Origin of the sequence: Pseudomonas sp. BR20 (assembly GCF_050780135.1) — a bacterium.
Taxonomy (GTDB): Bacteria; Pseudomonadota; Gammaproteobacteria; order Pseudomonadales; family Pseudomonadaceae; genus Aquipseudomonas.
Window position 1 is genome coordinate 5,449,451 of sequence record NZ_CP172012.1, and the last position, 25,006, is coordinate 5,474,456.

Genomic DNA, 25,006 nt, shown 5'->3' on the forward strand with positions numbered 1-25,006 from the left:
GCTCTTTATTCGGCTCGCGCCCGCACGTGGATAGCCGCAAAAGGCTCATTCTGGACCAGCTCGACCAAGGATTCCTTGACCAGTTCGAGGACCGCCATAAAGGTCACCACCACCCCCAGGCGCCCTTCTTCTGCCGTGAACAGCTCGACGAACGGCACAAATCCGCCGCCTTTGAGGCGTTCGAGCACATCGCTCATGCGCTCGCGGGTGGACAGGGCCTCGCGGCTGACCTGGTGGTGTTCGAACATATCGCCCCGGCGCAGCACCTCGGCCATGGACATCAGCAACTCTTCCAGGCTCACGTCCGGCAGCAGCTTGCGCGCGCGCGCCTCAGGAGCATCGAGCTTGGGTACCACAACGTCGCGGCCCACACGGCTCAGGCCGTCGATGCCTTCGGCGGCGGCCTTGAAGCGTTCGTACTCTTGCAGGCGGCGGATCAGTTCGGCGCGCGGGTCGTCCTCTTCGGCCTCGACCGTCTCCGCGCGCGGCAACAGCATGCGCGACTTGATCTCGGCGAGCATGGCGGCCATAACCAGGTACTCGGCAGCCAGTTCCAGGCGTACCGACTGCATCAACTCGACATAGCCCATGTACTGGCGGGTGATTTCCGCCACCGGGATGTCGAGGATGTTGATGTTCTGTTTGCGGATCAGGTACAGCAGCAAGTCCAACGGGCCCTCGAAAGCCTCAAGGAAGACTTCCAGGGCGTCCGGCGGAATGTACAGGTCCAGCGGCATTTCCAGCACCGCCTGGCCATAGACCATGGCAAACGGCAGTTCCTGCTGGGCGCCCGCCTGGCTGTCGACGGTTTCCACGTCTGACATTCAGGCCTCGGCCATAAAGGGCGCAGGATCGCCGCAACCGACACGGATCACTTCAGGTTCGCCGTCGGCCAGGTTGATCACGGTGGAGGCCTTGTTGCCGCCGAAACCGCCGTCGATGATCAGGTCGACCTGTTTTTCCAGCAATTGGCGCATTTCGTATGGGTCTTCCAGCGGCTCGGTATCGCCGGGCATGATCAACGACACACTCATCAACGGCTCACCCAACTCGGCCAGCAACGCCAAGGCGATGGGATGCTCCGGCACCCGCAGGCCGATGGTGCGTTTTTTCGGGTGCAGCAGCAGGCGCGGCACTTCGCGGGTGGCGTTGAGGATAAAGGTGTAGGGCCCGGGCGTATGGGCCTTGAGCAGGCGGAAGGTGCCGGTGTCGACCTTGGCGAACAGACCCAACTGGGACAAGTCGCTGCAGATCAGCGCAAAGTTGTGCTTGTCATCCAGCTGACGCAGGCGTCTTACACGTTCGACTGCGCCCTTGTCGCCGATCTGGCAACCGATGGCGTAGGACGAATCGGTTGGGTAGATCACCACGCCACCGGCGCGAATGATCTCTACGGCCTGCTTGATCAGGCGCGCCTGGGGGTTTTCCGGATGAATCTGGAAGAATTGACTCACGGGTTCTACCTGTTCAGACGGTGGCAATAATGGGGTCATGCTTGAATCTCCCCCACAACAGCGGCAAATCTTCCGGGACCGCGCGGTACTCGCCGATCTCGGACCAGCCGCCAGGGCCATGAAAATCACTGCCGGCGCTGACCAGCAGACCAAATTCGCGGGCAAGGATCGACAGGCTGCCCACCTGTTCGGCGGGTTGAAAGCCGTTGACCACCTCAATCGCATGCCCGCCCGCTCCAATATAGTCGCCAATCAGCTTGCGACGCTTGCTGCGGGTGAAATCGTAATGCCAGGGATGCGCCAGGCTGACCCAGGCCCCGGAGGCCCGCAGGGTCTCGACGGTGTCTTCAAGGGTCGGCCAATGTTGCTTTACATCGCCCAACTTGCCGGCGCCCAGCCATTTGCGAAAAGCTTCGGCGCGGTCTTTGACAAAACCTTCACGCACCATCCAGTCGGCAAAGTGCGGACGGGCGGGCGCGTTGCCGCTGTCGCCCAGTTCCTGCTGGATGGCGCGGGCGCCGTCGAGGGCGTTGGGCATGCCTTTGAGGCTGAGTTTTCGGCTTATTTCTTCGGACCGCAGCCAGCGGCCATCGTGCAATTGCGCGATAGCCTCCACCAACGGCGGCGCCTTTTGATCAAAACCGTAGCCGAGCACATGAATGGTGGCGCCGCCCCAGGTGCAGGACAATTCCACCCCGTTGACCAGCTGCATGCCCAGGGCATGGGCCGTTGTACGGGCTTCGTCGAGGCCTTCAAGGGTGTCGTGGTCGGTCAACGAGAGGACTCGCACGCCTTTTTCAAACGCACGCGCAACCAGTACCGCGGGCGCCAGGGCGCCGTCGGAGGCCGTGCTGTGGCAGTGCAAATCAACATTCACGGGGGGGTGTTACCTCAAGTCAGCTGGCGCTATCGCAACCAAGGATGTTTGTTATTATGCCGCCACATCCAGCTTCTGGCTCTTACTGTGAAACAATTCATCGACTTCATCCCGCTGTTGCTGTTTTTCATCGTTTACAAACTCGACCCCAGGGTCATCGATCTGGCCGGCCATGAGCTGACCTTCGGCGGCATCTACAGTGCCACCGCCGTGCTCATCATCAGCTCCGTCGTGGTCTACGGCGCCATCTTCATTTCCCAGCGCAAACTGGAAAAAAGCCAGTGGCTGACCCTGGTCGCCTGCCTGGTCTTCGGCAGCCTGACCCTGGCCTTCCACAGCGAAACCTTCCTTAAATGGAAAGCGCCTGTCGTGAACTGGCTGTTTGCCCTGGCGTTCATCGGCAGCCACTTCATCGGTGATCGCCTGCTGATCAAGCGGATCATGGGCCACGCGCTGACTCTGCCGGAACCGGTGTGGACACGCTTGAACGTGGCCTGGATCGCGTTTTTCATCTTCTGCGGCGCCGCCAACCTGTTCGTGGCGTTTACTTTCCAGGACTACTGGGTCGACTTCAAAGTGTTCGGCAGCCTGGGCATGACCGTGCTGTTCCTGGTCGCCCAGGGCATCTACCTGTCGCGCCACCTGCATGACACCGAGCCTACTACGCCGAAAACCGAGGACTGACATGCTCTACGCCATCATTGCCACCGACGTTGCCAACTCGCTGGAAAAACGCCTGTCCGTGCGCCCGGCCCATGTCGAGCGCCTGAAAGTCCTTCAAGCCGAAGGCCGCATCGTGCTGGCCGGCCCGCACCCGGCCGTGGACAGCAACGACCCGGGCGACGCTGGTTTTACCGGTAGCCTGATCGTCGCCGAGTTCGCGTCACTGGCCGATGCCCAGGCCTGGGCCAAGGCCGATCCCTATGTCGCAGCCGGTGTCTACGCCGACGTGGCGGTCAAACCCTTCAAGCAAGTCCTGCCCTGATCCTGGTTGCGCCGAACCTATTGAGTGCGGCGCACGCCTAATTGCTCATTATTTTCGGCAACCTGCCGACAACGTTCTGAATATTCGTGTGGAATCAGGAGTTCCGATGCGCTTACGTCAGTTGTGTCTGTTGGCAGTGTTAATGATCGGGGCTACGGCCCACGCTGAAGAAACCTCGAACACCGGCAGTTCCACGCCCCTGTCCTTGAGTGCCGGCGCCCAGATCACCGAGTTGCAGCAACGCTTGAAAGAAAGCGAACGGCAGCGTGAAGAACTGAGCAAGCAACTGCAGAGCGCGGATGCTGCCCGCGAAAGCGCTCAATTGAGTCGCCTTCGCCAGGAGAACCAACGCCTGGCCCAGCAACTCAAAGATGCACAGGGCGGCGCCTTGACCCGATGGCTGACCGAGCAGCAACAATGGTTCGTCACCGGTGGGGCCGTCGCACTGATCGCCCTGCTGTGCGGGATCTTCGCCAGCGGTGGACACCGTCGTCGTCGACAATGGCTAAATTGAGTGAGTCATGAGCGAGCTGTTACTGATAGATGATGACCAGGAGCTCTGCGAGCTGCTGACCAGCTGGCTGAGCCAGGAAGGTTTCCAGGTGCGCGCCTGCCACGATGGCTTGAGCGCGCGCAAGGCCTTGGCCGACAGCGCCCCGGCGGCGGTGGTGCTCGACGTGATGCTGCCCGACGGCAGCGGCCTGGAGCTGCTCAAGCAATTGCGTAACGACCACCCGGAGTTGCCGGTGCTGATGCTCTCGGCGCGGGGCGAACCCCTGGACCGCATCCTCGGCCTGGAACTGGGCGCCGACGACTACCTGGCCAAGCCCTGCGACCCACGCGAACTTACCGCCCGCCTGCGCGCGGTATTGCGCCGCAGCCACCCGGCCGCCGTGTCCAGCCAACTGGAACTGGGCGACCTGTGCTTCAGCCCGGTGCGCGGCGTGGTCAGCATCGATGAGCAGGAATTCACCCTCACCGTCTCCGAAAGCCGCCTGCTGGAAGCGTTATTGCGCCAGCCCGGCGAGCCACTGGACAAGCAGGAACTGGCGCAGATCGCCCTGGGCCGCAAGCTGACCCTTTACGATCGCAGCCTGGACATGCACGTCAGCAACCTGCGCAAGAAGATCGGCCCGCACCCGGATGGCCGGCCACGGATCGTGGCGTTGCGTAGCCGGGGCTACTACTACAGCCTTTAACCCCCACCGCGCCTACAGGGTTTTGTCAGTTCGCAACAAAACCCTCTTTACCCAAGCTTTACCCACACCTGACCGCCGCTGACCTTGATCTCCGTAATCTACTCACATCCGGACTCGCCGGAATAGAGACAGGAGAATCACCATGCGCAAGACCCTTATCGCTTTGATGTTCGCCGCCGCCCTGCCGACCGTTGCCATGGCCGCTATGCCCGAAGGCCCAGGCCCGATGGGCGGCCCTGAAGGTCACATGATGGGTGGCCCGGGCCACGGCGGTGAACACGGTCCGCGTGGCAAAGGCGGCCCCTTCAGCCAACTGGACCTGAACCGCGAACAGCGCGAGCAGATCGGCAAGCTGATGGGCGATCAATGGCACGCTCGCAAGGACCTGGTCAAAAAGTACCTGGACAAGCTCCCGGCCGCCGACCAGAAAGCCATGCAGGATGAAATCGCCGCCGGCAAGCAGAAAACCCAGGCCGACATCCGTGCCGTGCTCAAGCCTGACCAACAGAAGAAGTTCGACGAGATCGTCAAGAAGCAAGAACAGCGCCGTGCCGAATGGAAGGAATTCCAAGCCTGGAAAGCGCAACAGCCGCAAAAAGCGCAATAATGCCCCAGCGTTAAAGCTCCCAGCCCAGTGGCCCCCGCCACTGGGCTTTTCCTGTTTGAGGGTTTCCTGTGCGTTCATTGTTCTGGCGCATCCTGGCCAGTTTCTGGCTGGCCATCGCCCTGGTTGCCGGGCTGTCGATCCTGCTTGGGCACATGCTTAACCAGGATGCCTGGATTCTCAGCCGTCACCCCGGCCTCAATAACCTGGCGCAGGAGTGGACTCAAATCTACGAAGCCCAGGGCGAGGATGCTGCCCAAGACCTGCTGCAACAGCGCAAGCGCCAGTACCACATCGACGTGCAAGTGCTCAACGAAAGCGGCGAGCCGGTGGTGCGCGGCACCTTCCCGCGCCGCGCCGCCGCCTTCGAAGCCCGTCAGAACGACAGCAAAGAGGGCCATCTGCCCTGGCGGCGCCTGACCGCCGAGTACACCAGCGAGAAGACCGGCGACACGTACCTGTTGATCTACCGCATCCCCCACCCGGAGCTCGACGAATGGCATCGCAGCAGCCTGGCGTGGCCTTTGAGCGCGCTGGTGATTGCGCTGGTGGTGCTGACCCTGTTCAGTCTGTTTGTCACCTTGTCCATCACGCGCCCCTTAAGCCGCCTGCGCGGTGCGGTGCATGACCTCGGCCAGGCCACCTACCAGCAAAACAGCCTGGCGCAGTTGGCCAACCGTCGCGATGAATTCGGCGTACTCGCCACCGACTTCAACCGCATGGGCGCACGCCTGCAAAGCCTGATCGGCAGCCAGCGCCAATTGCTGCGCGATGTGTCCCACGAACTGCGCTCGCCCCTCGCCCGCCTGCGCATCGCCCTGGCCCTGGCCGAACGCGCCAGCTCCGAAGAACGGGAAAAACTCTGGCCACGCCTGACCCGCGAATGCGACCGCCTGGAAGCCCTGATCAGCGAGATCCTGGTACTGGCCCGCGTCGATGCCGACAATGCCAGCGCCGAAGACGTCGACCTCATCCCACTGCTCAAAACCCTGCAAAAGGACGCCCAGCTCAGCGCGCCGGACCAAGTGGTGCAACTGAGCACCGACCCGGACCTGCAACTGAAGGGCTGGCCGACCATGATCGAACGGGCTGTGGATAACCTGCTGCGCAATGCCCAGCGCTTCAACCCGCCGGGGCAACCGATCGATTTGCACGCCCAGCGCCAGGGCGAACGTATCGTGATCAGCGTGCGCGACCATGGCCCCGGTGTGGAGGCCGAACATTTGAGCCAACTTGGTGAACCGTTCTACCGCGCTCCCGGCCAGACGGCCCAAGGCCACGGCCTGGGCCTGGCGATTGCCCGACGCGCGGCCGAACGCCACGGTGGCAGCCTGATCCTGGCCAATCACCCCGACGGTGGTTTTATCGCCAGCATCGACCTGCCGTTGGTACCAGGGGTTGTCACGCCGGTGTGATGATCTTCTATAGTGGCCCTTCTCTTAAGGAGGGCCTTTGATGATAGACCTGCTGACTCCCATCCAAGCCGCACTCGATCTACCCCACACCCCGCTTAGCTTCACCGAGGCGGGCGCCCTGCCCTCGACCTACGCCGTCACCGAACTGGCCAGTGCCAGCATCGGCGCCGCCGGGCAGGCCGTCGCCCAACTGATCCAGCAACAGACCGGGCGCTTACCCAGCGTGAGTGTGGACCGACGCCTCGCCTCCTTCTGGTTTTCTTCCTCGATCCGCCCGCTGGGCTGGCAAGTGCCGCCCCTGTGGGACCCGGTGGCCGGCGACTACGCCAGCGCCGATGGCTGGATTCGCCTGCATACCAACGCACCTCATCACCGTGCCGCCGCCGAGCGGGTGCTGGGCAAGGTCGCCGACCGCGCCGAGATGGCCAGCAAGGTCTCGGCGTGGAACGCCGCAGAACTGGAACAGGCGATTGTCGACCACGGTGGCTGCGCGGCGCAGATGCGTACATGGCAGGCCTGGCAGCAACATCCGCAAGGGTTGGCGGTGAACGCCGAGGCGCTGGTCCAACGCCAGACTTTCGAAACCACCACCGATAAACCCTGGCGCGGCTCGGTGGCACGCCCGCTGGCCGGCCTCAAGGTGCTGGACCTGACCCGCGTATTGGCCGGCCCAGTGGCCAGTCGTTTTCTGGCCGGTCTCGGCGCGGATGTCCTGCGCATCGACTCACCCACCTGGAACGAACCCGGCGTAATCCCGGAAATGACCCTGGGCAAACGTTGCGCGCGCCTGGACCTGAAAACGCCCGAAGGCCGGCTGATTTTCGAGAGGTTGCTCAAGGACGCCGACATCCTGTTCCACGGTTACCGCGCTGACGCTCTGGAGCACCTGGGCTACACCGCCGCTGAACTGCAACACATCGCCCCAGGCCTGATCGACGTCAGCCTCAACGCCTACGGCTGGAGCGGCCCGTGGCGTAATCGCCGGGGCTTCGACAGCCTGGTGCAGATGAGCAGCGGGATCGCCGCGGCAGGCATGTTCTGGAAACACGCCGATAAACCGCAGCCGCTGCCCTTGCAGGCGCTGGATCACGCGACCGGGTACCTGATGGCAGCCAGTGCGATTCAGGCGCTGAGCGAACGGCTGCAGTCCGGGCGCGGTGGTTCGGCGCGGTTGTCGTTGGCGCGTACGGCGAAGCTACTGGTGGACGCGGGGCAAGTGCCCGAGCAGCCGGCGTTGCGTGAGGAAGAACCAGGGGATCAAGGCCTGGTCGTCGAACAGACCGCCTGGGGCCAGGCCCACCGGCTGCTGCCCCCGCTGACCATCGGCGGAACGCCATTGCAATGGGATTTGCCGGCTGGAGAATTGGGCTCGCACAGGCCTCAATGGTGACTTGACTGCCGCTATCGGGAGCAAGCCCCCTCCCACACTTTGATGGGTGAACATATTCAAAATGTGGCAGGGCGCTTGCTCCCGATGAGGCCAGTCCCCTCACCCCATCACAACGACAATACCCCGCTGTACAACCCATACGCCGCCAGCCCTGCACCGGCGATTACACAGCTGAAAATGCCTTTCTCAACGTGGGTAAACAAAGGCTGGCCCTGTTCGCGCTTGGCCAGGGCGAACAGGATCACGCCTGGCGCATACAACAGCGCCGACAACAGCAGGTATTTCAGCCCCCCGGCGTAGAGCAACCATACGGCGTAGCCCAGGGCGATCGACCCCACCAGCAAGTCCTTGATGCGATGGCGGTGGACACCTTCATAGGTTTCACCCCGCCCGCTCAACAGCACGGCATACGCCGCCGACCACAGATACGGCACCAGAATCATCGACGACGCCAGGTAAATCAGGGTGGTGTAGGTGCTGTGGGAAAACAGCGTGATCACCAGGAAGACCTGGATCATCACATTGGTCAGCCACAAGGCGTTGACCGGCACCTGGTTGGCATTTTCCTTCTTCAGGAAGGCCGGCATGGTCTTGTCATGGGCGGTGGCGTAGAGGATTTCGGCACAGAGCAGCGCCCAGGACAACAAGGCGCCCAGCAATGAAACCGCCAGGCCGATGCTAATCAGCACCGCGCCCCAGGGCCCGACGATATGCTCGAGCACACCGGCCAGGGACGGGTTTTGCAGGCCGGCCAGCTCCGCCTGGCTCATGATGCCCAGGGACAGCACATTCACCAGCACCAGCAGCAACAGCACGCCAAGAAAGCCGATCACCGTGGCCCGCCCCACGTCCGCGCGCTTCTCGGCCCGCGCCGAATACACACTGGCGCCTTCGATGCCGATAAACACAAACACAGTGACCAGCATCATGTTGCGCACCTGGTCCACCACACTGCCGAATTGCGGCTTGCCCAGGCCCCAGATGTCAGCCGTGAAAATATCGGCCTTGAACGCCACGGCGGCGATGACCACGAACATCAGCAGCGGTACCAGCTTGGCCACGGTGGTGATCTGGTTGATGAACGCGGCTTCCTTGATCCCGCGCATCACCAGGAAGTGCACGGCCCATAGCAGCAACGATGCGCAGCCGATGGCCACCGGCGTGTTGCCTTGGCCGAACACCGGGAAAAAATAGCCCAGGGTGCTGAACAGCAACACGAAATAACCGACGTTGCCCATCCACGCGCTGATCCAGTAACCCCAGGCCGATGAGAAACCCATGTAGTCGCCGAAACCCGCCTTGGCGTAGGCGTACACCCCGGAATCCAGTTCCGGCTTGCGATTGGCCAGGGTCTGGAAGACGAAGGCCAGGGTCAGCATGCCCACGGCCGTGATCGCCCAGCCGATCAACACCGCGCCCACCTCGGCGCGCGCGGCCATGTTCTGCGGCAACGAGAAGATCCCGCCGCCGATCATCGACCCCACCACCAGGGCAATCAGGGCGCCAAGCCGAAGTTTCTGGGCCGGTTGAGACATGCAGACTCCTGAATAAAATTTGAGCGGACAACCGTGCACTCAACTAATTAACTCAGCGAGTGTAGCGTTTATTAAAGACAGCGATAAAACCGCCACGCTCATAACTCAACGGCATGACAGTTTATCCAGTTCAGACGTATTTAGAATTTAAATATGGCCACTACTTTGTCGTTTCCAGGTCATTTATTGTCGCCTTTTGGAAAAACTTGCGCATTCAGTAAAAGGGTCTAGTTTCAAACGTCCACACGGCAGACTAAATAATTAATAAAACCGCAGAAATCGCTCTGGAACGCGACTTTGCGAGGGAGAGGTATTGCTCGCTGCTTTCCTCCTAACTCATTAATTCACAATGGAATGTGCCAATGAAGTGATCTGAGTCAGCTGTTTGATTAGCACACGGAATTATTCTGTGGTCTCTCTTCTCCTGCATTGGAGTTATGCAATGTCTGAATCTCCCGGAAAACTTCGATTGGGTGCACTGGTTGCACTTGTCGTCGGCTCAATGATTGGCGGCGGGATCTTCTCTCTGCCGCAAAACATGGCCGCCAGTGCCGATGTTGGCGCGGTATTGATCGGCTGGATAATTACCGCCGTGGGCATGCTGACCCTGGCCTTCGTCTTCCAGACCCTGGCCAACCGCAAACCTGATCTGGACGGCGGCGTCTACGCCTACGCCAAGGCCGGCTTCGGTGACTACATGGGCTTTTCGTCAGCCTGGGGTTACTGGATCAGCGCCTGGCTTGGCAACGTCGGTTACTTCGTCCTCCTGTTCAGCACCCTCGGTTACTTCTTCCCGATCTTCGGCGAAGGCAATACGCCTGCGGCGGTGATTGGCGCGTCGGTCTTGCTGTGGGCCGTGCACTTTCTGGTGCTGCGCGGGATCAAGGAAGCGGCGTTCATCAACCTGGTGACCACGGTCGCCAAGGTGGTGCCGCTGGTGCTGTTCGTATTGATCGCCGTGTTCGCGTTCAAGCTGGACATCTTCACCGCTGACATCTGGGGGGTGAAAAACCCCGACCTGGGCAGCGTGATGAACCAGGTGCGCAACATGATGCTGGTCACCGTGTGGGTGTTCATCGGTATCGAAGGCGCGAGCATCTTCTCGGCCCGTGCTGAAAAACGCAGCGACGTCGGCAAGGCCACGGTGATCGGCTTTATCACCGTGCTGTTGTTCCTGATGCTGGTGAACGTGCTGTCCCTGGGCATCATGACCCAACCGGAATTGGCCAAGCTGCAGAACCCGTCGATGGCCGCCGTCCTGGAACATGTGGTGGGCCACTGGGGTGCGGTGCTGATCAGCGTCGGCTTGATCATCTCGTTGCTGGGGGCGCTGCTGTCGTGGGTGCTGCTGTGTGCGGAGATCATGTTCGCCGCCGCCAAGGACCACACCATGCCGGAGTTCCTGCGCAAGGAAAACGCCAACCACGTGCCGGCCAACGCCCTGTGGCTGACCAACGCCATGGTCCAGATATTCCTGGTGATCACGCTGTTTTCCGCCAGTACCTACCTGTCGCTGATCTACCTCGCCACCTCGATGATCCTGGTGCCTTACCTGTGGTCGGCGGCCTATGCGCTGCTGCTGGCGGTGCGCGGCGAAACCTACGAAAACGCCCTCAAGGAGCGCAGGAAAGACCTGTTCATCGGCGCGGTTTCGCTGATCTACGCGGTCTGGCTGCTCTATGCCGGCGGCACCAAGTACCTGCTGTTGTCCGCCCTGCTCTATGCCCCCGGCGCGATCCTGTTCGCCAAGGCCAAGCATGAACTGGGCAAACCGATTTTCACCAACGTCGAGAAGCTGATTTTCGCTGCGGTGGTCATTGGCGCCCTGGTGGCTGCCTATGGCCTCTACGACGGCTTCCTGACTCTGTAATTGTTGTTCCTTGGAGGATCTGTAATGACCACGGAAAAAGTGAAGTACGGCGTACATTCCGAAGCCGGCAAACTGCGCAAAGTCATGGTGTGCTCCCCAGGCTTGGCCCACCAACGGCTGACCCCTAACAACTGCGATGAACTGCTGTTCGATGACGTGCTGTGGGTAGCCCAGGCCAAGCGCGACCACTTCGACTTCGTGACCAAGATGCGCGAGCGGGATATTGATGTGCTGGAAATGCACAACCTGCTGACCGATATCGTTGCCAACCCCGAGGCCCTGGACTGGATCCTGGAACGCAAGATCACCTCCAACACCGTGGGCCTGGGCCTGGTCGGGGAAGTCAGCTCCTGGCTGCGCAGCCTCGAACCGCGCAAGATCGCCGAGTTCCTGATCGGCGGCGTGTCGGCCGATGACCTGCCGAGCAGCTTCGGTGGCAAGACCATCGAGATGTTTCGCGACTTCCTCGGCCACGCCAGTTTTATTCTGCCGCCGCTGCCCAACACCCAGTTCACCCGCGACACCACCTGCTGGATCTACGGCGGCGTGACGCTCAACCCGATGTACTGGCCGGCGCGACGCCAGGAAACCCTGCTGGCCAGCGCCATCTACAAATTCCACCCTGAGTTCACCAACGCGGACTTCCAGATCTGGTACGGCGACCCCGACCAGGAACACGGTGCCGCCACGCTCGAAGGTGGTGACGTCATGCCGATTGGCAATGGCGTGGTGTTGATCGGCATGGGCGAGCGCTCGTCCCACCAGGCCATCGGCCAACTGGCGCGCAACCTGTTCAAGAACAAAGCCGTGGAACGGGTGATCGTTGCCGGCCTGCCGAAATCCCGCGCGGCGATGCACCTGGACACCGTGTTCAGCTTCTGCGACCGCGACCTGGTGACCATCTTCCCCGAAGTGGTCAACCAGATCGTGCCCTTCACCCTGCGCCCTGACGAGAGCAAGCCCCACGGCATCGACATTCAGCGGGAGAAAACCAACTTCCTCGAGACCGTGGCCGCCGCGCTCAACCTCAAGGCCCTGCGCGTGGTGGAGACCGGCGGCAACAGCTTCGCCGCCGAACGCGAGCAGTGGGACGACGGCAACAACGTGGTGGCCTTGGAGCCTGGCGTGGTGATCGGCTACGACCGCAACACCTACACCAACACCCTGTTGCGCAAGGCTGGCGTGGAAGTCATCACCATCAGCGCCGGTGAACTCGGCCGTGGCCGTGGCGGCGGCCACTGCATGACCTGCCCGATCATCCGCGACCCTATCGACTATTAAGGAGATTCCATCATGGCTTTCAATATGCGCAACCGCAGCCTACTGTCGCTGATGCACCACACCACCCGCGAACTGAATTACCTGCTGGACCTGTCCCGCGACCTCAAGCGCGCCAAATACACCGGCACCGAGCGTCCGCACCTGCAAGGCAAGAACATCGCGCTGATCTTCGAAAAAACCTCGACCCGCACCCGTTGCGCCTTCGAAGTGGCAGCCCATGACCAGGGCGCCCACGTCACCTACATCGACCCGGTGTCGTCGCAGATCGGCCACAAAGAAAGCATGAAAGACACCGCCCGCGTCCTTGGCCGCATGTTCGACGCTATTGAGTACCGTGGCTTCGAGCAGGAAATCGTCGAAGAGCTGGCCAAGTTCGCCGGCGTGCCGGTGTTCAACGGCCTCACCGCCGAATTCCACCCGACCCAAATGATTGCCGACACCCTGACCATGCGCGAGCACAGCGACAAGCCGCTGCATGACATCAGCTACGCCTACCTGGGTGACGCGCGCTACAACATGGGTAACTCGCTGCTGATGATCGGCGCCAAGCTCGGCATGGACGTGCGCATCGGCGCGCCAAAAGCCCTGTGGCCCCACGAAGACTTCATCAAACAGTGCCAGGCATTCGCCGAGGAAAGCGGCGCACGCATCACCATCACCGAAGACCCGAAAGAAGCCGTCAAAGGCGTGGACTTCATCCACACCGATATCTGGGTGTCCATGGGTGAGCCGGTGGAAGCGTGGGACGAACGCATCGAGCAACTGCTGCCGTACCAGGTCAACGCCAAGATGATGAAAGCCTCGGGCAACCCTCGGGTGAAATTCATGCACTGCCTGCCGGCGTTCCACAACAGCGAAACCAAGGTCGGCAAGGACATCGCCGCACGTTATCCGAACCTGGCCAATGGGGTGGAAGTGACCGAGGAAGTCTTCGAGTCGCCGGCCAACATCGCTTTTGAGCAAGCGGAAAACCGCATGCACACCATCAAGGCGATCCTGGTGTCGGCACTCGCGGATATCTAAAGGCTACACGGGTTAAGTGTGGGAGGGGCGGTGCGACGATTCGACTTGCCCCCGATGGCGGCGGATCAGCTACAGATAAGTTGCCTGACATACCGCTATCGGGAGCAAGCCCCCTCCCACATTGGCCTCTGTGTTCATACCCATAGAAGGATTGCATTATGCGCATCGTCGTAGCTTTGGGCGGCAACGCCCTCCTGCGCCGTGGTGAACCCATGACCGCAGACAACCAACGCGCCAATATCCGTATCGCCACCGAACAGATCGCCAAGATCCATGCCGGCAACGAGCTGGTCATCGCCCACGGCAATGGCCCGCAGGTCGGCCTGCTGTCGTTGCAGGCGGCCGCCTACACCAGTGTTTCGCCTTACCCGCTGGACGTGCTGGGTGCCGAGACCGAAGGCATGATCGGCTACATCATCGAACAGGAACTGGGCAACCTGCTGGACTTCGAAGTGCCATTCGCCACCCTGCTCACCCAGGTGGAAGTGGACGCCAAGGACCCGGCCTTCCAGAACCCGACCAAGCCCATCGGCCCGGTGTACTCGAAGGCCGAAGCGGAAAAACTCGCCGCCGAGAAAGGCTGGGCCATCGCCCCGGATGGCGACAAATATCGCCGCGTCGTGGCCAGCCCACGGCCCAAACGCATCTTTGAGATTCGCCCGATCAAGTGGCTGCTGGAAAAAAATGCCATCGTGATCTGCGCCGGTGGTGGCGGTATCCCGACCATGTACGGTGAAGACGGCAAACTCAAAGGCATCGAAGCCGTGATCGACAAAGACCTGTGCTCCTCGTTGCTGGCCTCGCAACTGGACGCTGATTTGCTGGTGATCGCCACCGACGTCAACGCCGCTTTTATCGACTTCGGCAAGCCGACGCAAAAAGCCATCGGCCAGGCCCACCCCGACGACATGGAAAAACTCGGCTTCGCCGCCGGCTCCATGGGGCCCAAGGTGCAAGCCGCCTGCGAGTTCGCCCGCCAGACTGGCAAAACCGCGGTGATCGGTTCACTCTCCGACATCGAAGCCATCGTCCAGGGCAGCGCCGGCACACGCATCAGCACGGCAACACCTGGCATCACCTATCTGTGAAGTAGAGGAGATACGCCTATGGCCACCTTTGAACCCGGTCACCTGCACGTCGAACGTCACGCCCTTAACAAGGACGACTACAGCTACAACCTGTGCATCGATTACGAAGTCAGCCAGGACCCAAAGGAAGGCAAGGGCATGCTGTTCAAGCTGCACGGCTCGGTGCAGGGAAAGGACCTCAAGGAGGAGTTCTTCTTGCCCAAGGACCAGGCATTCGACTTCGCCCGGCATGCGATGAACATCGCGCAGAAGTATGGGATGCCGAAGACGGCCGTGCTCAATGGTTCGATGCACAAGCAGTACGACCAGATGTTCGAGGATGTGCGGCATCAGCTGGATGTGAAATCGGGCGATCCGGTCAAACCCGAACACCTGGGATAACTGACAAAACTCTGCTCCAACTGTGGGAGGGGGCAAGCCCCCTCCCACATTTTTTGATCTCTATCGCCTGTCAGGCATACTTGCCGCCTCTCGCTCCCCAGAATTGTTAGCGCCCCATGCGTATCCACGTCAGCTTCATCGACCGCGTCGGCATTACCCAGGAAGTCCTGGCCTTGCTTGGTGGGCGCAATCTCAACCTGGATGCGGTGGAAATGGTGCCACCCAACGTCTACATCGACGCCCCGACGCTGAGTGCCGAGGTGCTCGAAGAGCTGCGCGACGCGCTGTTCAGCGTACACGGCGTACAAGCCGTAACGGTGGTGGATATCCTTCCCGGCCAACGCCGCCACCTGCAACTCGACGCCCTGCTGGCGGCCATGACCGACCCGGTGCTCGCCCTGGACAGTGCGGGCAAGATCCTGCTGGCCAACCCGGCAATGATTGCGCTGTACGGGCGCGAGCCGGCGGGGGAAAGCATCGCCGAGCTGTTCAATGACCCGGCATTGCTGGACACCTTGCTGGAACAGGGCTTTCGCCTGCCCCTGCGCGAGATCAGCGTCAACGGCCAGACCCTCTTGCTGGACGCCACGCCGATCACCGATGCCGGCGCCCTGCTCACCCTGTACCAACCCAACCGCATCGGCGAACAACTGTCGGCGCTGCACCACGATCATGCCGAAGGCTTTGATGCGCTGCTGGGCGAGTCCCCAGTGATCCGCACGCTCAAGGCACGCGCACAACGGGTGGCCGCACTCGATGCTCCGCTGTTGATCCAGGGCGAAACCGGCACCGGCAAGGAGTTGGTGGCGCGGGCCTGCCACGCCATCAGCGCACGTCACAGTGCGCCGTTTTTGGCGTTGAACTGCGCGGCGCTGCCGGAGAATCTCGCCGAGAGTGAATTGTTCGGTTACGCCCCCGGCGCCTTTACCGGCGCCCAACGCGGCGGCAAGCCAGGGTTGATGGAGCTGGCCAACCAGGGCACGGTATTTCTCGATGAAATCGGCGAAATGTCGCCCTATTTGCAAGCCAAGCTGCTGCGTTTCCTCAACGACGGCAGCTTCCGCCGGGTGGGCGGCGACCGCGAAGTGAAGGTCAATGTGCGCATCCTCAGCGCCACCCACCGCGACCTGGAAAAAATGGTCAGCGAAGGCACCTTCCGCGAAGACCTGTTCTATCGCCTCAACGTGCTCAACGTCGAAGTACCGCCCCTGCGTGAACGCGGCCAGGACATCCTGCTGCTGGCCCGCTACTTCATGCAGCAGGCCTGTGCGCAGATCCAGCGCCCGGTGTGCCGCCTGGCGCCCGGCACCTATCCGGCGCTGTTGGGCAACCGTTGGCCGGGCAATGTGCGCCAGTTGCAGAACGTGATCTTCCGCGCCGCCGCCATCTGCGAAAGCAGCCTGGTGGACATCGGTGACCTGGACATCGCCGGCACCTCCGTGGCCCGCCAGAACGACGGCGAAGTCGATAGCCTGGAACAGGCCGTCGAGGACTTCGAGCGCAGCCTGCTGGAGAAGCTCTACGTCAGTTACCCCTCGACCCGGCAGTTGGCCAGCCGCCTGCAAACCTCACACACCGCCATCGCTCACCGCTTGCGCAAGTACGGCATTCCCGGAAAACCCTGAGCGCCTGCATCACCAGAACGCACGCCGGCCACGATGCTTGATAACGCCGGCGGCGCTGAAAAACAGCTGCGCGGCCATGGGCGGGCTGATGCGCGAATAGTAGATCGCGATGGCCTCGTTGTCGGTTTTGTCGAGCAGGCTGCGAAAACTCATGAAGCGCTGCTCCGGCCTTTTCAGATGGCCGGCGTTGTAGGGTAAATCAGGGTCCGTGGGCGATGAATAATGAAAGTGCGCATAAGCCAGGACCTTGCCCTGCCTGTCCTTGACCACATACTCCTGCAGGAAATCATCCACCCGCTTGAGCGCAATACGCCCCTCGATGCGCAGTATCTGCACCTGATCCCGGGCCTGGAGCCAGGCAATCCCATCCTCATCGGGCGGCAAGCGCTTGATCATCTCGATGCGCAACGCTCGACCCTGCTCCAGAGAGTGGCTGGCGGCCTGTTCCAGTTCATCGAGCAGCGCCTGGGCCGCGGTATCCGGCGTTGACGGCAGCGCCTTGCGAATCTTTTCGGCAACGGCCTTGATGCCCTCGGACTGCCGCGTCAACCGGGCTTCGACGCTGGCCGGCAGCTTGGCACTGCGCGCTTCGTCGCGGGTCTGCTGCAGCACCAGCGGTGCTCTGGCCAACAAGCGGCGCGCGTCGGCCTTGAGGTTTTCCAGGGAGCGCGTCGGCCGCGGCACCACGGCGCCAGCCGGTGTGATCGCTTCGAAGGCATCCGAGCCCGGCTGCTGATGCAGGCTCACCACCACGGCCTGGTCAATCGGGTTGATGACATCAACGATGTCTTCGGTCGCTTCCGGCGTGCGGGCGCGAACCCGCCCCAATTGATAGCGCTTCTTCGAATCGCGGATCAGCCGTTGATCGGCTTCAAGGGGGCGTACCCGGCCGGGCTGAGGGTTGCGCTCGTGCTCACGCAGCAGCTTCGCCAGGGCGATTCTCGACTCCTGTTCCAGGCTGAGGATCGTGGCTTCCACCGGCACCTCGACATCCCCATGGATCAATTCCGGCGCGGCGGAACGGTATTCATCCAGGAGCGCCAGGGTTTTGGCGTATTCGTGCAGCACCGCCCGGGTGCCCTCGATACGCTGCTGCACACTCAGCACGCCTGGCTCATCGATGGTTTTCTGGGACTGGGCCGACTGGATTGCCTCATCCATGGCCGCGTCGATCCGACTGAAGTCGTCCTGCTCTTCAGGCAGGGGCTGCCGGCGCCACAGCTGCTCCTTGAGCACCTGCAACTGCACGGTCCGCCAGCCCAATGGCTGCCCGTACGAGGACGGTTGCAACTCCCCGGTGTATGACTTGTAGGCCGGAATGCTGAGCAACCGCTCGTAATTGACCCGCTCCCAGAAGCTCAGGTTGACCATCTTGTCGTGAAACTCGCCGATCCTGCGGCTCTCTTCGGTCAAGGTTCCGATAACCGCCTGGGCCGCGGTCGCGTCCTGCCCCGACAGTTGCGCGAGATGCGCTTCGGAAAACTGCTCCTCGCGGCGACTGAAGGTCAGCACGAACATCTGCCGGCGCAGGTTCAGCACGATATCTTCCAACTGCAGGCACTGTTCCCGTTCAAAGCCGTCCAGGGGCTTGTTGGCGTTTCTGCGCATAAGCACATTGAGTTTTTTCTGTTGCGCATCGGTCTTTTTTTCCAATTCGCGCAGGTAGCGCGCCCTGGCATCGCGCCGGTGCTGCTCGGTGAAGGCCGCCTCGGAGGTCAGGTGCGCCTTCTCACACAGGTCTTCGGCCGCAGTCACGACACGCTCGAGGCTCTGCAATTCGTTGCTTGCTGCGCTGTACTCGCGCTCAAGCTCAAGCTTTTGCTGCTCGATGTGGGCACGCCGCTGGGCCACCGTGCTCTTTGGCTGCCCGCCAACCAGGCGCAGGCCCTGGTCGACTTTCCAGACCCCATGGGCATCCTTGCCCAGCCACGGACCGAGACGCTGGGGTTGCCGCAGATCGACGACCCGCCAGCCATCCTTGACCGCGCTCAGGCCATACACTTTGCTGTCTATCAACGTGTAAGGCTCCTGACGGGCCGCGCCACTGTCGCCCTGTACCAGCAGACTACCGCGCACCGGGCTCGCCGCCGAGGCCAGCGTCGGCGAGTCGGGCCAGCGCTCGCCCTGCCTGGGTGACCATTGGAACGTCTCGAGCTGGGCACGCTGCTGGGTCGTAAGCCTGGACCTTGAGTTGGCCCAGGAAAAATCCATTGCCGTGACGTCGGCGAATGAACGCTGCCAGGTAAACGTCGACGCCGAGTGGCGCGCGTGGCTGACCGGGATCGCGTCACGGGCCTGGGCACTGCCAGGATTCAGGCGTAATCGTTGATCCAGCGTGACCACAGGGCTCATCAGCAGGCCGGCCACGCTGCCGATCAACTCGGCGAAGGCATTGGCGGAATCTTCGCGGCTGGTCTCGACCGGCAGCGCCAGCACCGTGCGGAACGTCCTGAAGGTTTGGGACAACCAGCCCGCCACCGCCACCGGCCCCCTGACCATCGGCAAAAGCGCATTGAACACTTGCCACAGATCATTCTTGAACAGGGTCCAACGCAGCGCCTCGTTGGAAACCGACTGTTTGACGGCGCGCTGCCACAGGTCTCTGGCGTTTTCATCGAAGACGCTCTCAAGGAACTCGCCATGCACCGGTTCGTCACTCAACAACGCCGGGCTCGATGCGGGCAGCACGTCGAACTCATCGCCCTGCAGCACACGCTGGACATGAGGACGAAGAAAACCGCCGTTGGCAAACAGAGCGCGGCTGTTCTCCGGTAAACGCTGCAGCACCACGCGTTGAAGATCGCCGCCCACCGTTGCGATCTCGTCGAGCAACGCCTGACGGCTGGGGAACTGATGCAGCACCGCGTCGGTTTGATCCGGCCGATAGAGAATATGCGGCAACGTGCTGTTGTCGCGGGGACCGATGACAAACAGGTTGTGCGCTTGATGGGCCAGCCCGCCTGCATGGGCCAGGAACGCCAGGGGCCGGGCGACAATCACCTCATCGTCGACCACGCGCTGACGCGGATCTTCCCGCAGCATCGCTTGCACCACCCGAGCGCCTGACCGGGTGAAACCGTTGCGCTGGCGAAGGCTGTTTTCAAGGGCGCGCATCGGCAGTTGCAGCGCCATCTGATCGACAAACAACCGGCGCCGCCGTGCAGACTGCATCGGGTCGGCGATCAGTGCGTGCTCCAGCAACGACGGATAATACTTGCCCACGTCCACCCGCTCGATCAGTCCCTTGAGATAGGCCGGCGTGACCCAGCGCGGCACGGTACCTGGCGTGGCCTGGTGGCTGATGTGCACACTGGCATAGGCGGTGGCGAAGGGGTTTTCCAGCGACCAGTGGGTCAACGTCCGGGTGGTTCGTTGCGTCCAGCCAACCGTGCCACCCTGGGTGCGCTCGAAGGTCAGGAGGTAGTCGTCCGGGTTGATGGGGGCTTGCGTTGGATGATCCAGGCGCATTTGCCGTTGCAACGCCTTGCGCGCGTACACATCGATTGGCTCAAGGCCATCGAGGAACATTGCCCCCCCGGTGCTGCGTTGCAGGCGCGCCAGGCGCTCCAGCCACTGACCGTAAGCCAGGCGATCCGCGCTGCTGGCCCGCTGCAACCAGACCGGCAATTGTTCTTCGTGAGGCTGCTCGAGGTAATCCGGGTCGAACCAGGCCAGTGGCGAGGTGAGCGTGATAAACAGCTGTTCATAGCTGCCGATATCGGGCAGTGCCGACCAGTCAACCCGCCGTACATCGCGAAGTTGTCGTTCGAGCAAGGCCTGGGCCAACGCATCGAAGACATCGCCCTCAGGCTCGCGCAGTACCCATTGCAGCGGCGCCCCTGGCCGGTAGCGGCTCATATAGCGCGGCAGCAGGTCACCCAAGGCGTCCAGGGATTCGAGCTGCACCAGGTTCATCACCGGGATATAGACGAGGGTGACCTGTTGCCCCGCGACCCGACGCTGCAAGACCAACAGCGGCAGCCATTCGCCCGGGTCCCCGGCCTGGGCCGCATAGATTTGATAGATATGCAGCGCATCGGCATCACCCAAGGCCTCTCGATCCGCCCGATACCCCCAAAGCTGCTGTACCTGCTCATCGCCCAGCCCCAGCAGCAGCCGCGCCTGCTCCGGCGTCAATGGCGGGTTCTGCCGCGCCGTGAGCAGGCATGCACGTAACTGGCCGCTGACCGCGTGCCAACGGCTGTCGGCCGAACCGTCCGACACGCGCGCGTTCCAGTATTGCACCAAGCGCTCGGCAAAACCCGCCAGCACATCGGGCGCCAGGGTGTTGAGCATCCACTCGATATCGTCCACGGTGATGGTGCCGGTCGCCGGCCGGAACACCTGCGGTGCCGATTGCACCAACAATACGTGGTGACCTGCCGTGTAGTTCAGCGCCTCGCCACTCATGCAGCGCTTGATCAATGCATCGCTCAAGGTGATAAGCGGCGTGTGGCGACGGCCGGTCGAGGTTGGCAGGGTTACGCCGATCCAGTTGCTACCAGCCTGCAGACCGGAACCGGCAAACCACTGTCCGATCCATTCCTGGATCATTTCCCGGACCACTTGGGCCAAGCCCAGGCGCCGGGCGAAGACGTTGGATAAATAGTCGCGAGATGTCCGGGCCTGGGAAATCTCCGGGGGAATAAGGTTTGAAGCACTCATGCGGCGCATCCTGATGACGAAGTGCGCGCACGGTAAAACGCGGGCCGGCCTCCCAGACGGTAGATAAATCGCAAAAGCGACGTCCATCCGTACTGAAAGCGCTACAGTGGAACGATATCGCTACAACCTTGTTTTTTACGCGCCATGCAAGGCTTTGATCCGCATAGGCTTTTTTTCGACGGCCGGAGTGTAGCGAAATCGCTACACACAAATGCGCTATCGTTATAACCGCTTTTACCAAGCCATTGATTAATAAAGATTTAATAACATTGGCCGCGATATTGCTAAGCAACTCTCCATTATTCCAATCCCGCCCACCAGACGATTCTGGCCCTGAGGAGTTTCCATGAGCGAGTTGCGTTTCACTGAAGATCACGAATGGCTGCGCGCCGAAGCTGACGGCAGCGTCACCGTGGGTATCACCGCTTTCGCACAGAACGCGCTGGGTGATGTGGTTTTCGTGCAACTGCCGGAGTTGCAGGCCTACGACAAGGGCGCTGAAGCGTCCACCGTAGAATCGGTCAAGGCCGCCAGCGGCGTGTACATGCCGTTGGACGGTGAAGTGCTGGAAGTGAACGACAAGCTCGATGGCAGCCCGGAACTGGTCAACGAAGACCCGATGGGCGAAGGCTGGTTCTTCCGCTTTAAACCGGCCGATGCCGATGCGGTAGCTAAACTGTTGGATCAGGACGCGTACGACCGCCTGATCAAAGCCAACGCTGAAGCCTGAGGAGCGCGCCATGACGATCAACTTGAGCACCGCCAACGAATTCATCGCCCGCCACATCGGCCCGCGCCAGGAAGATGAGCAGCAGATGCTCGCCAGCCTGGGCTTCGATTCCCTGGAAGCCCTGAGCGCCAGCGTGATCCCGGAAAGCATCAAGGGCACCAGCGTGCTCGGCCTGGAAGATGGCCTGAGCGAAGCCGAGGCCCTGGCCAAGATCAAGGCCATCGCCAGCCAGAACCAACTGTTCAAGACCTATATCGGCCAGGGCTACTACAACTGCCATACGCCGTCGCCGATCCTGCGCAACCTCCTGGAAAACCCGGCCTGGTACACCGCCTACACCCCCTACCAGCCAGAAATTTCCCAGGGTCGCCTGGAAGCGCTGCTGAACTTCCAGACCCTGATCAGCGACCTCACCGGCCTGCCGATTGCCAACGCCTCGCTGCTCGATGAAGCCACCGCCGCCGCCGAAGCCATGACCTTCTGTAAGCGCCTGAGCAAGAACAAGGGCAGCAACGCCTTCTTCGCCTCTATCCACAGCCACCCGCAAACCCTCGACGTACTGCGCACCCGTGCCGAGCCGCTGGGCATTGACGTGGTCGTGGGCGATGAGCGCGAACTGACCGACGTCAGCCCGTTCTTCGGCGCGCTGCTGCAGTACCCGGCCAGCAACGGTGACGTGTTCGACTACCGCGCACTGACCGAGCGTTTCCACGCCGCCAATGCCCTGGTGGCCGTGGCTGCGGACCTGCTGGCCCTGACCCTGCTGACCCCTCCGGGTGAGTTCGGCGCCGACGTGGCCATCGGCAGCGCGCAACGCTTCGGCGTGCCGCTGGGCTTCGGAGGCCCGCACGCGGCGTACTTCTCCACCAAGGATGCGTTCAAGCGCGACATGCCGGGGCGTCTGGTCGGTGTGTCGGTAGACCGCTTCGGCAAGCCGGCCCTGCGCCTGGCCATGCAGACCCGCGAGCAACATATCCGCCGCGAGAAAGCCACCAGCAACATCTGCACCGCCCAAGTACTGCTCGCCAACATCGCCAGCATGTATGCCGTGTACCACGGGCCCAAGGGCCTGACCCAGATCGCCAACCGTATTCACCACCTGACCGCGATCCTCGCCAAGGGCTTGACCGCGCTGGGCCTGAAGGTCGAGCAGGAACACTTCTTCGACACCCTGACCCTGCACACCGGTACCGACACTGCCGCGCTGCACGACAAGGCCCGCGCCCAGCGCATCAACCTGCGTGTGGTGGACGCCGAGCGGGTTGGCCTGTCGGTGGACGAAACCACCACCCAAGCCGATATCGAAACCCTGTGGGCGATCTTCGCCGCTGACAAAGCCCTGCCGGACTTCAACGCCGCAGTGGACAGCCGCCTGCCCGCCGCATTGCTGCGCGAGTCGCCGATCCTCAGCCACCCGGTGTTCAACCGTTATCACTCCGAAACCGAGCTGATGCGCTACCTGCGCAAGCTGGCGGACAAAGACCTGGCCCTGGACCGCACCATGATCCCGCTGGGCTCGTGCACCATGAAGCTCAACGCCGCCAGCGAAATGATCCCAGTGACCTGGGCCGAATTCGGTGCCCTGCACCCGTTCGCCCCGGCCGAGCAAAGTACCGGCTACCTGCAACTGACCTCCGACCTGGAAGCCATGCTCTGCGCGGCCACCGGGTACGACGCGATCTCGCTGCAGCCGAACGCCGGTTCCCAGGGTGAGTACGCCGGCCTGTTGGCGATCCGTGCCTATCACCAGAGCCGTGGCGAAGAACGCCGCGACATCTGCCTGATCCCGTCGTCGGCCCACGGCACCAACCCGGCGACTGCCAACATGGCCGGTATGCGTGTGGTAGTTACGGCCTGCGATGCCCGTGGCAACGTGGACATCGAAGACCTGCGCGCCAAGGCCATCGAGCACCGCGAACACCTCGCCGCGCTGATGATTACCTACCCGTCCACCCACGGCGTGTTCGAGGAAGGTATCCGCGAAATCTGCGGCATCATTCACGACAACGGCGGCCAGGTGTACATCGACGGCGCCAACATGAACGCAATGGTCGGCCTCTGCGCCCCAGGCAAGTTCGGCGGCGACGTGTCCCACCTGAACCTGCACAAGACCTTCTGCATCCCCCACGGCGGTGGCGGCCCGGGCGTTGGCCCGATTGGCGTCAAGTCCCACCTCACGCCATTCCTGCCAGGCCATGCGGCCATGGAACGCAAGGAAGGCGCGGTCTGTGCCGCACCGTTCGGCAGCGCGAGCATCCTGCCGATCACCTGGATGTACATCAGCATGATGGGCGGCGCAGGCCTCAAGCGCGCATCGCAGCTGGCGATCCTGAATGCCAACTACATTTCCCGTCGCCTCGAAGAGCACTACCCCGTGCTCTACACCGGCAGCAACGGCCTGGTGGCCCACGAATGCATCCTCGACCTGCGCCCGCTGAAGGACAGCAGCGGCATCAGCGTGGACGACGTGGCCAAGCGCCTGATCGACTTTGGTTTCCACGCACCGACCATGTCGTTCCCGGTGGCCGGCACGCTGATGATCGAGCCGACCGAAAGCGAATCCAAGGAAGAACTGGACCGCTTCTGCGACGCAATGATCGCCATCCGCGAAGAAATCCGTGCGGTGGAAAACGGCACCCTGGACAAGAACGACAACCCACTGAAAAACGCCCCGCACACCGCAGCGGAACTGGTGGGCGAATGGAGCCACCCCTACAGCCGTGAACAAGCGGTGTACCCGGTAGCCTCGCTGATCGAGAGCAAGTACTGGCCGCCGGTTGGCCGGGTCGACAATGTGTTTGGTGACCGCAATCTCGTATGCGCATGCCCTTCAATCGAGAGCTACGCGTAACCTGAGGCTGAACTCAATCAAATGTGGGAGGGG

General features: G+C 62.1%; 20 protein-coding genes. 15 read left to right on the forward strand and 5 right to left on the reverse strand.

Translation table 11 applies throughout. From position 1 onward, the window contains the following. Positions 1-5: 5 nt before the first annotated feature. From ACHPFG_RS25150 to ACHPFG_RS25160, 3 genes are all read right to left on the reverse strand, one after another. A complete protein-coding gene (locus ACHPFG_RS25150) occupies positions 6-704 on the reverse strand; it encodes a segregation and condensation protein A (protein ID WP_169898658.1) in 699 nt (232 codons plus the stop codon). A 120-nt stretch (positions 705-824) separates the two neighbouring features. Further along, entirely contained in the window at positions 825-1,454 is a 630-nt protein-coding gene (locus ACHPFG_RS25155; protein WP_027605571.1) for an L-threonylcarbamoyladenylate synthase, read from the reverse strand. A 13-nt stretch (positions 1,455-1,467) separates the two neighbouring features. After that, positions 1,468-2,331, reverse strand: coding sequence for a PHP domain-containing protein (locus ACHPFG_RS25160; RefSeq protein ID WP_027605570.1), 864 nt, complete (start codon positions 2,329-2,331; stop codon positions 1,468-1,470). A gap of 87 nt (positions 2,332-2,418) precedes the next feature. On the opposite strand from ACHPFG_RS25160, the gene ACHPFG_RS25165 reads away from it, so the two are divergent. The 7 genes from ACHPFG_RS25165 (at position 2,419) to ACHPFG_RS25195 (ending at position 7,924) form a co-directional block, all read left to right on the forward strand. After that, positions 2,419-3,015, forward strand: coding sequence for a septation protein A (locus ACHPFG_RS25165; protein ID WP_090400540.1), 597 nt, complete (start codon positions 2,419-2,421; stop codon positions 3,013-3,015). Between the two features lies 1 nt (position 3,016). Then, positions 3,017-3,316 carry a YciI family protein gene (locus ACHPFG_RS25170; RefSeq protein ID WP_090400541.1) on the forward strand — a complete coding sequence of 100 codons (300 nt, stop codon included), beginning with the start codon at positions 3,017-3,019 and terminating at the stop codon, positions 3,314-3,316. Between the two features lie 106 nt (positions 3,317-3,422). Then, positions 3,423-3,830, forward strand: coding sequence for a translation initiation factor 2 (locus tag ACHPFG_RS25175; RefSeq protein WP_131697874.1), 408 nt, complete (start codon positions 3,423-3,425; stop codon positions 3,828-3,830). Between the two features lie 7 nt (positions 3,831-3,837). Next, positions 3,838-4,515, forward strand: a complete 678-nt coding sequence (locus ACHPFG_RS25180; protein WP_049711772.1) for a response regulator transcription factor — start codon at positions 3,838-3,840, stop codon at positions 4,513-4,515. Between the two features lie 142 nt (positions 4,516-4,657). After that, positions 4,658-5,122 carry an LTXXQ domain protein gene (locus ACHPFG_RS25185; protein WP_431700722.1) on the forward strand — a complete coding sequence of 155 codons (465 nt, stop codon included), beginning with the start codon at positions 4,658-4,660 and terminating at the stop codon, positions 5,120-5,122. A 68-nt stretch (positions 5,123-5,190) separates the two neighbouring features. Then, positions 5,191-6,534, forward strand: a complete 1,344-nt coding sequence (locus tag ACHPFG_RS25190; protein WP_431700723.1) for a sensor histidine kinase — start codon at positions 5,191-5,193, stop codon at positions 6,532-6,534. Between the two features lie 40 nt (positions 6,535-6,574). Next, positions 6,575-7,924, forward strand: coding sequence for a CoA transferase (locus ACHPFG_RS25195; protein WP_431700725.1), 1,350 nt, complete (start codon positions 6,575-6,577; stop codon positions 7,922-7,924). A gap of 107 nt (positions 7,925-8,031) precedes the next feature. Here ACHPFG_RS25195 and arcD (ACHPFG_RS25200) read toward each other — a convergent pair whose 3' ends face one another. Further along, positions 8,032-9,459 (reverse strand): arginine-ornithine antiporter, encoded by a 1,428-nt coding sequence (gene arcD / locus ACHPFG_RS25200; RefSeq protein WP_431700726.1) that lies wholly within the window; start codon positions 9,457-9,459, stop codon positions 8,032-8,034. A 442-nt stretch (positions 9,460-9,901) separates the two neighbouring features. Between arcD (ACHPFG_RS25200) and arcD (ACHPFG_RS25205) the strand changes: the two genes are divergently transcribed. The 6 genes from arcD (ACHPFG_RS25205) (at position 9,902) to ACHPFG_RS25230 (ending at position 16,727) form a co-directional block, all read left to right on the forward strand. Continuing rightward, positions 9,902-11,329, forward strand: coding sequence for an arginine-ornithine antiporter (gene arcD, locus ACHPFG_RS25205; protein ID WP_431700728.1), 1,428 nt, complete (start codon positions 9,902-9,904; stop codon positions 11,327-11,329). 24 nt (positions 11,330-11,353) lie between these two features. Beyond that, a complete protein-coding gene (gene arcA / locus ACHPFG_RS25210) occupies positions 11,354-12,610 on the forward strand; it encodes an arginine deiminase (RefSeq protein WP_431700729.1) in 1,257 nt (418 codons plus the stop codon). 12 nt (positions 12,611-12,622) lie between these two features. Next, the gene (locus ACHPFG_RS25215) at positions 12,623-13,633 is read left to right on the forward strand and encodes an ornithine carbamoyltransferase (RefSeq protein WP_015885593.1); all 1,011 of its coding nucleotides are present in this window, start codon (positions 12,623-12,625) and stop codon (positions 13,631-13,633) included. Between the two features lie 158 nt (positions 13,634-13,791). Continuing rightward, on the forward strand, positions 13,792-14,721 hold the full coding sequence (gene arcC / locus ACHPFG_RS25220; RefSeq protein WP_131697882.1) for a carbamate kinase: 930 nt from the start codon (positions 13,792-13,794) through the stop codon (positions 14,719-14,721). 18 nt (positions 14,722-14,739) lie between these two features. Then, entirely contained in the window at positions 14,740-15,102 is a 363-nt protein-coding gene (locus tag ACHPFG_RS25225) for a DUF5064 family protein (RefSeq protein ID WP_431700731.1), read from the forward strand. 116 nt (positions 15,103-15,218) lie between these two features. Continuing rightward, positions 15,219-16,727 (forward strand): sigma-54-dependent transcriptional regulator, encoded by a 1,509-nt coding sequence (locus ACHPFG_RS25230; protein WP_131697884.1) that lies wholly within the window; start codon positions 15,219-15,221, stop codon positions 16,725-16,727. 9 nt (positions 16,728-16,736) lie between these two features. On the opposite strand, the gene ACHPFG_RS25235 is transcribed toward ACHPFG_RS25230, so the two are convergent. Then, positions 16,737-21,392: a hypothetical protein gene (locus ACHPFG_RS25235; RefSeq protein ID WP_431700732.1), complete on the reverse strand. Its 4,656-nt coding sequence runs from the start codon at positions 21,390-21,392 to the stop codon at positions 16,737-16,739. Between the two features lie 346 nt (positions 21,393-21,738). Between ACHPFG_RS25235 and gcvH the strand changes: the two genes are divergently transcribed. Together gcvH and gcvP are read left to right on the forward strand one after the other, a co-directional pair. After that, positions 21,739-22,122, forward strand: coding sequence for a glycine cleavage system protein GcvH (gene gcvH, locus ACHPFG_RS25240; protein ID WP_005790845.1), 384 nt, complete (start codon positions 21,739-21,741; stop codon positions 22,120-22,122). Positions 22,123-22,132: 10 nt separating this feature from the next. After that, on the forward strand, positions 22,133-24,973 hold the full coding sequence (gene gcvP / locus ACHPFG_RS25245; protein WP_431700734.1) for an aminomethyl-transferring glycine dehydrogenase: 2,841 nt from the start codon (positions 22,133-22,135) through the stop codon (positions 24,971-24,973). Positions 24,974-25,006 lie beyond the last annotated feature (33 nt).

Coding starts and splice junctions, on each gene's coding strand:
- ACHPFG_RS25170 (WP_090400541.1), top strand. CDS start 3,017: ATGCTCTACGCCATCATTGCCACCGACGTTGCCAACTCGCTGGAAAAA.
- arcD (WP_431700728.1), top strand. CDS start 9,902: ATGTCTGAATCTCCCGGAAAACTTCGATTGGGTGCACTGGTTGCACTT.
- arcD (WP_431700726.1), bottom strand. CDS start 9,459: ATGTCTCAACCGGCCCAGAAACTTCGGCTTGGCGCCCTGATTGCCCTG.
- arcA (WP_431700729.1), top strand. CDS start 11,354: ATGACCACGGAAAAAGTGAAGTACGGCGTACATTCCGAAGCCGGCAAA.
- ACHPFG_RS25195 (WP_431700725.1), top strand. CDS start 6,575: ATGATAGACCTGCTGACTCCCATCCAAGCCGCACTCGATCTACCCCAC.
- ACHPFG_RS25185 (WP_431700722.1), top strand. CDS start 4,658: ATGCGCAAGACCCTTATCGCTTTGATGTTCGCCGCCGCCCTGCCGACC.
- ACHPFG_RS25215 (WP_015885593.1), top strand. CDS start 12,623: ATGGCTTTCAATATGCGCAACCGCAGCCTACTGTCGCTGATGCACCAC.
- gcvH (WP_005790845.1), top strand. CDS start 21,739: ATGAGCGAGTTGCGTTTCACTGAAGATCACGAATGGCTGCGCGCCGAA.
- ACHPFG_RS25175 (WP_131697874.1), top strand. CDS start 3,423: ATGCGCTTACGTCAGTTGTGTCTGTTGGCAGTGTTAATGATCGGGGCT.
- arcC (WP_131697882.1), top strand. CDS start 13,792: ATGCGCATCGTCGTAGCTTTGGGCGGCAACGCCCTCCTGCGCCGTGGT.
- ACHPFG_RS25225 (WP_431700731.1), top strand. CDS start 14,740: ATGGCCACCTTTGAACCCGGTCACCTGCACGTCGAACGTCACGCCCTT.
- ACHPFG_RS25235 (WP_431700732.1), bottom strand. CDS start 21,392: ATGAGTGCTTCAAACCTTATTCCCCCGGAGATTTCCCAGGCCCGGACA.
- ACHPFG_RS25180 (WP_049711772.1), top strand. CDS start 3,838: ATGAGCGAGCTGTTACTGATAGATGATGACCAGGAGCTCTGCGAGCTG.
- gcvP (WP_431700734.1), top strand. CDS start 22,133: ATGACGATCAACTTGAGCACCGCCAACGAATTCATCGCCCGCCACATC.
- ACHPFG_RS25230 (WP_131697884.1), top strand. CDS start 15,219: ATGCGTATCCACGTCAGCTTCATCGACCGCGTCGGCATTACCCAGGAA.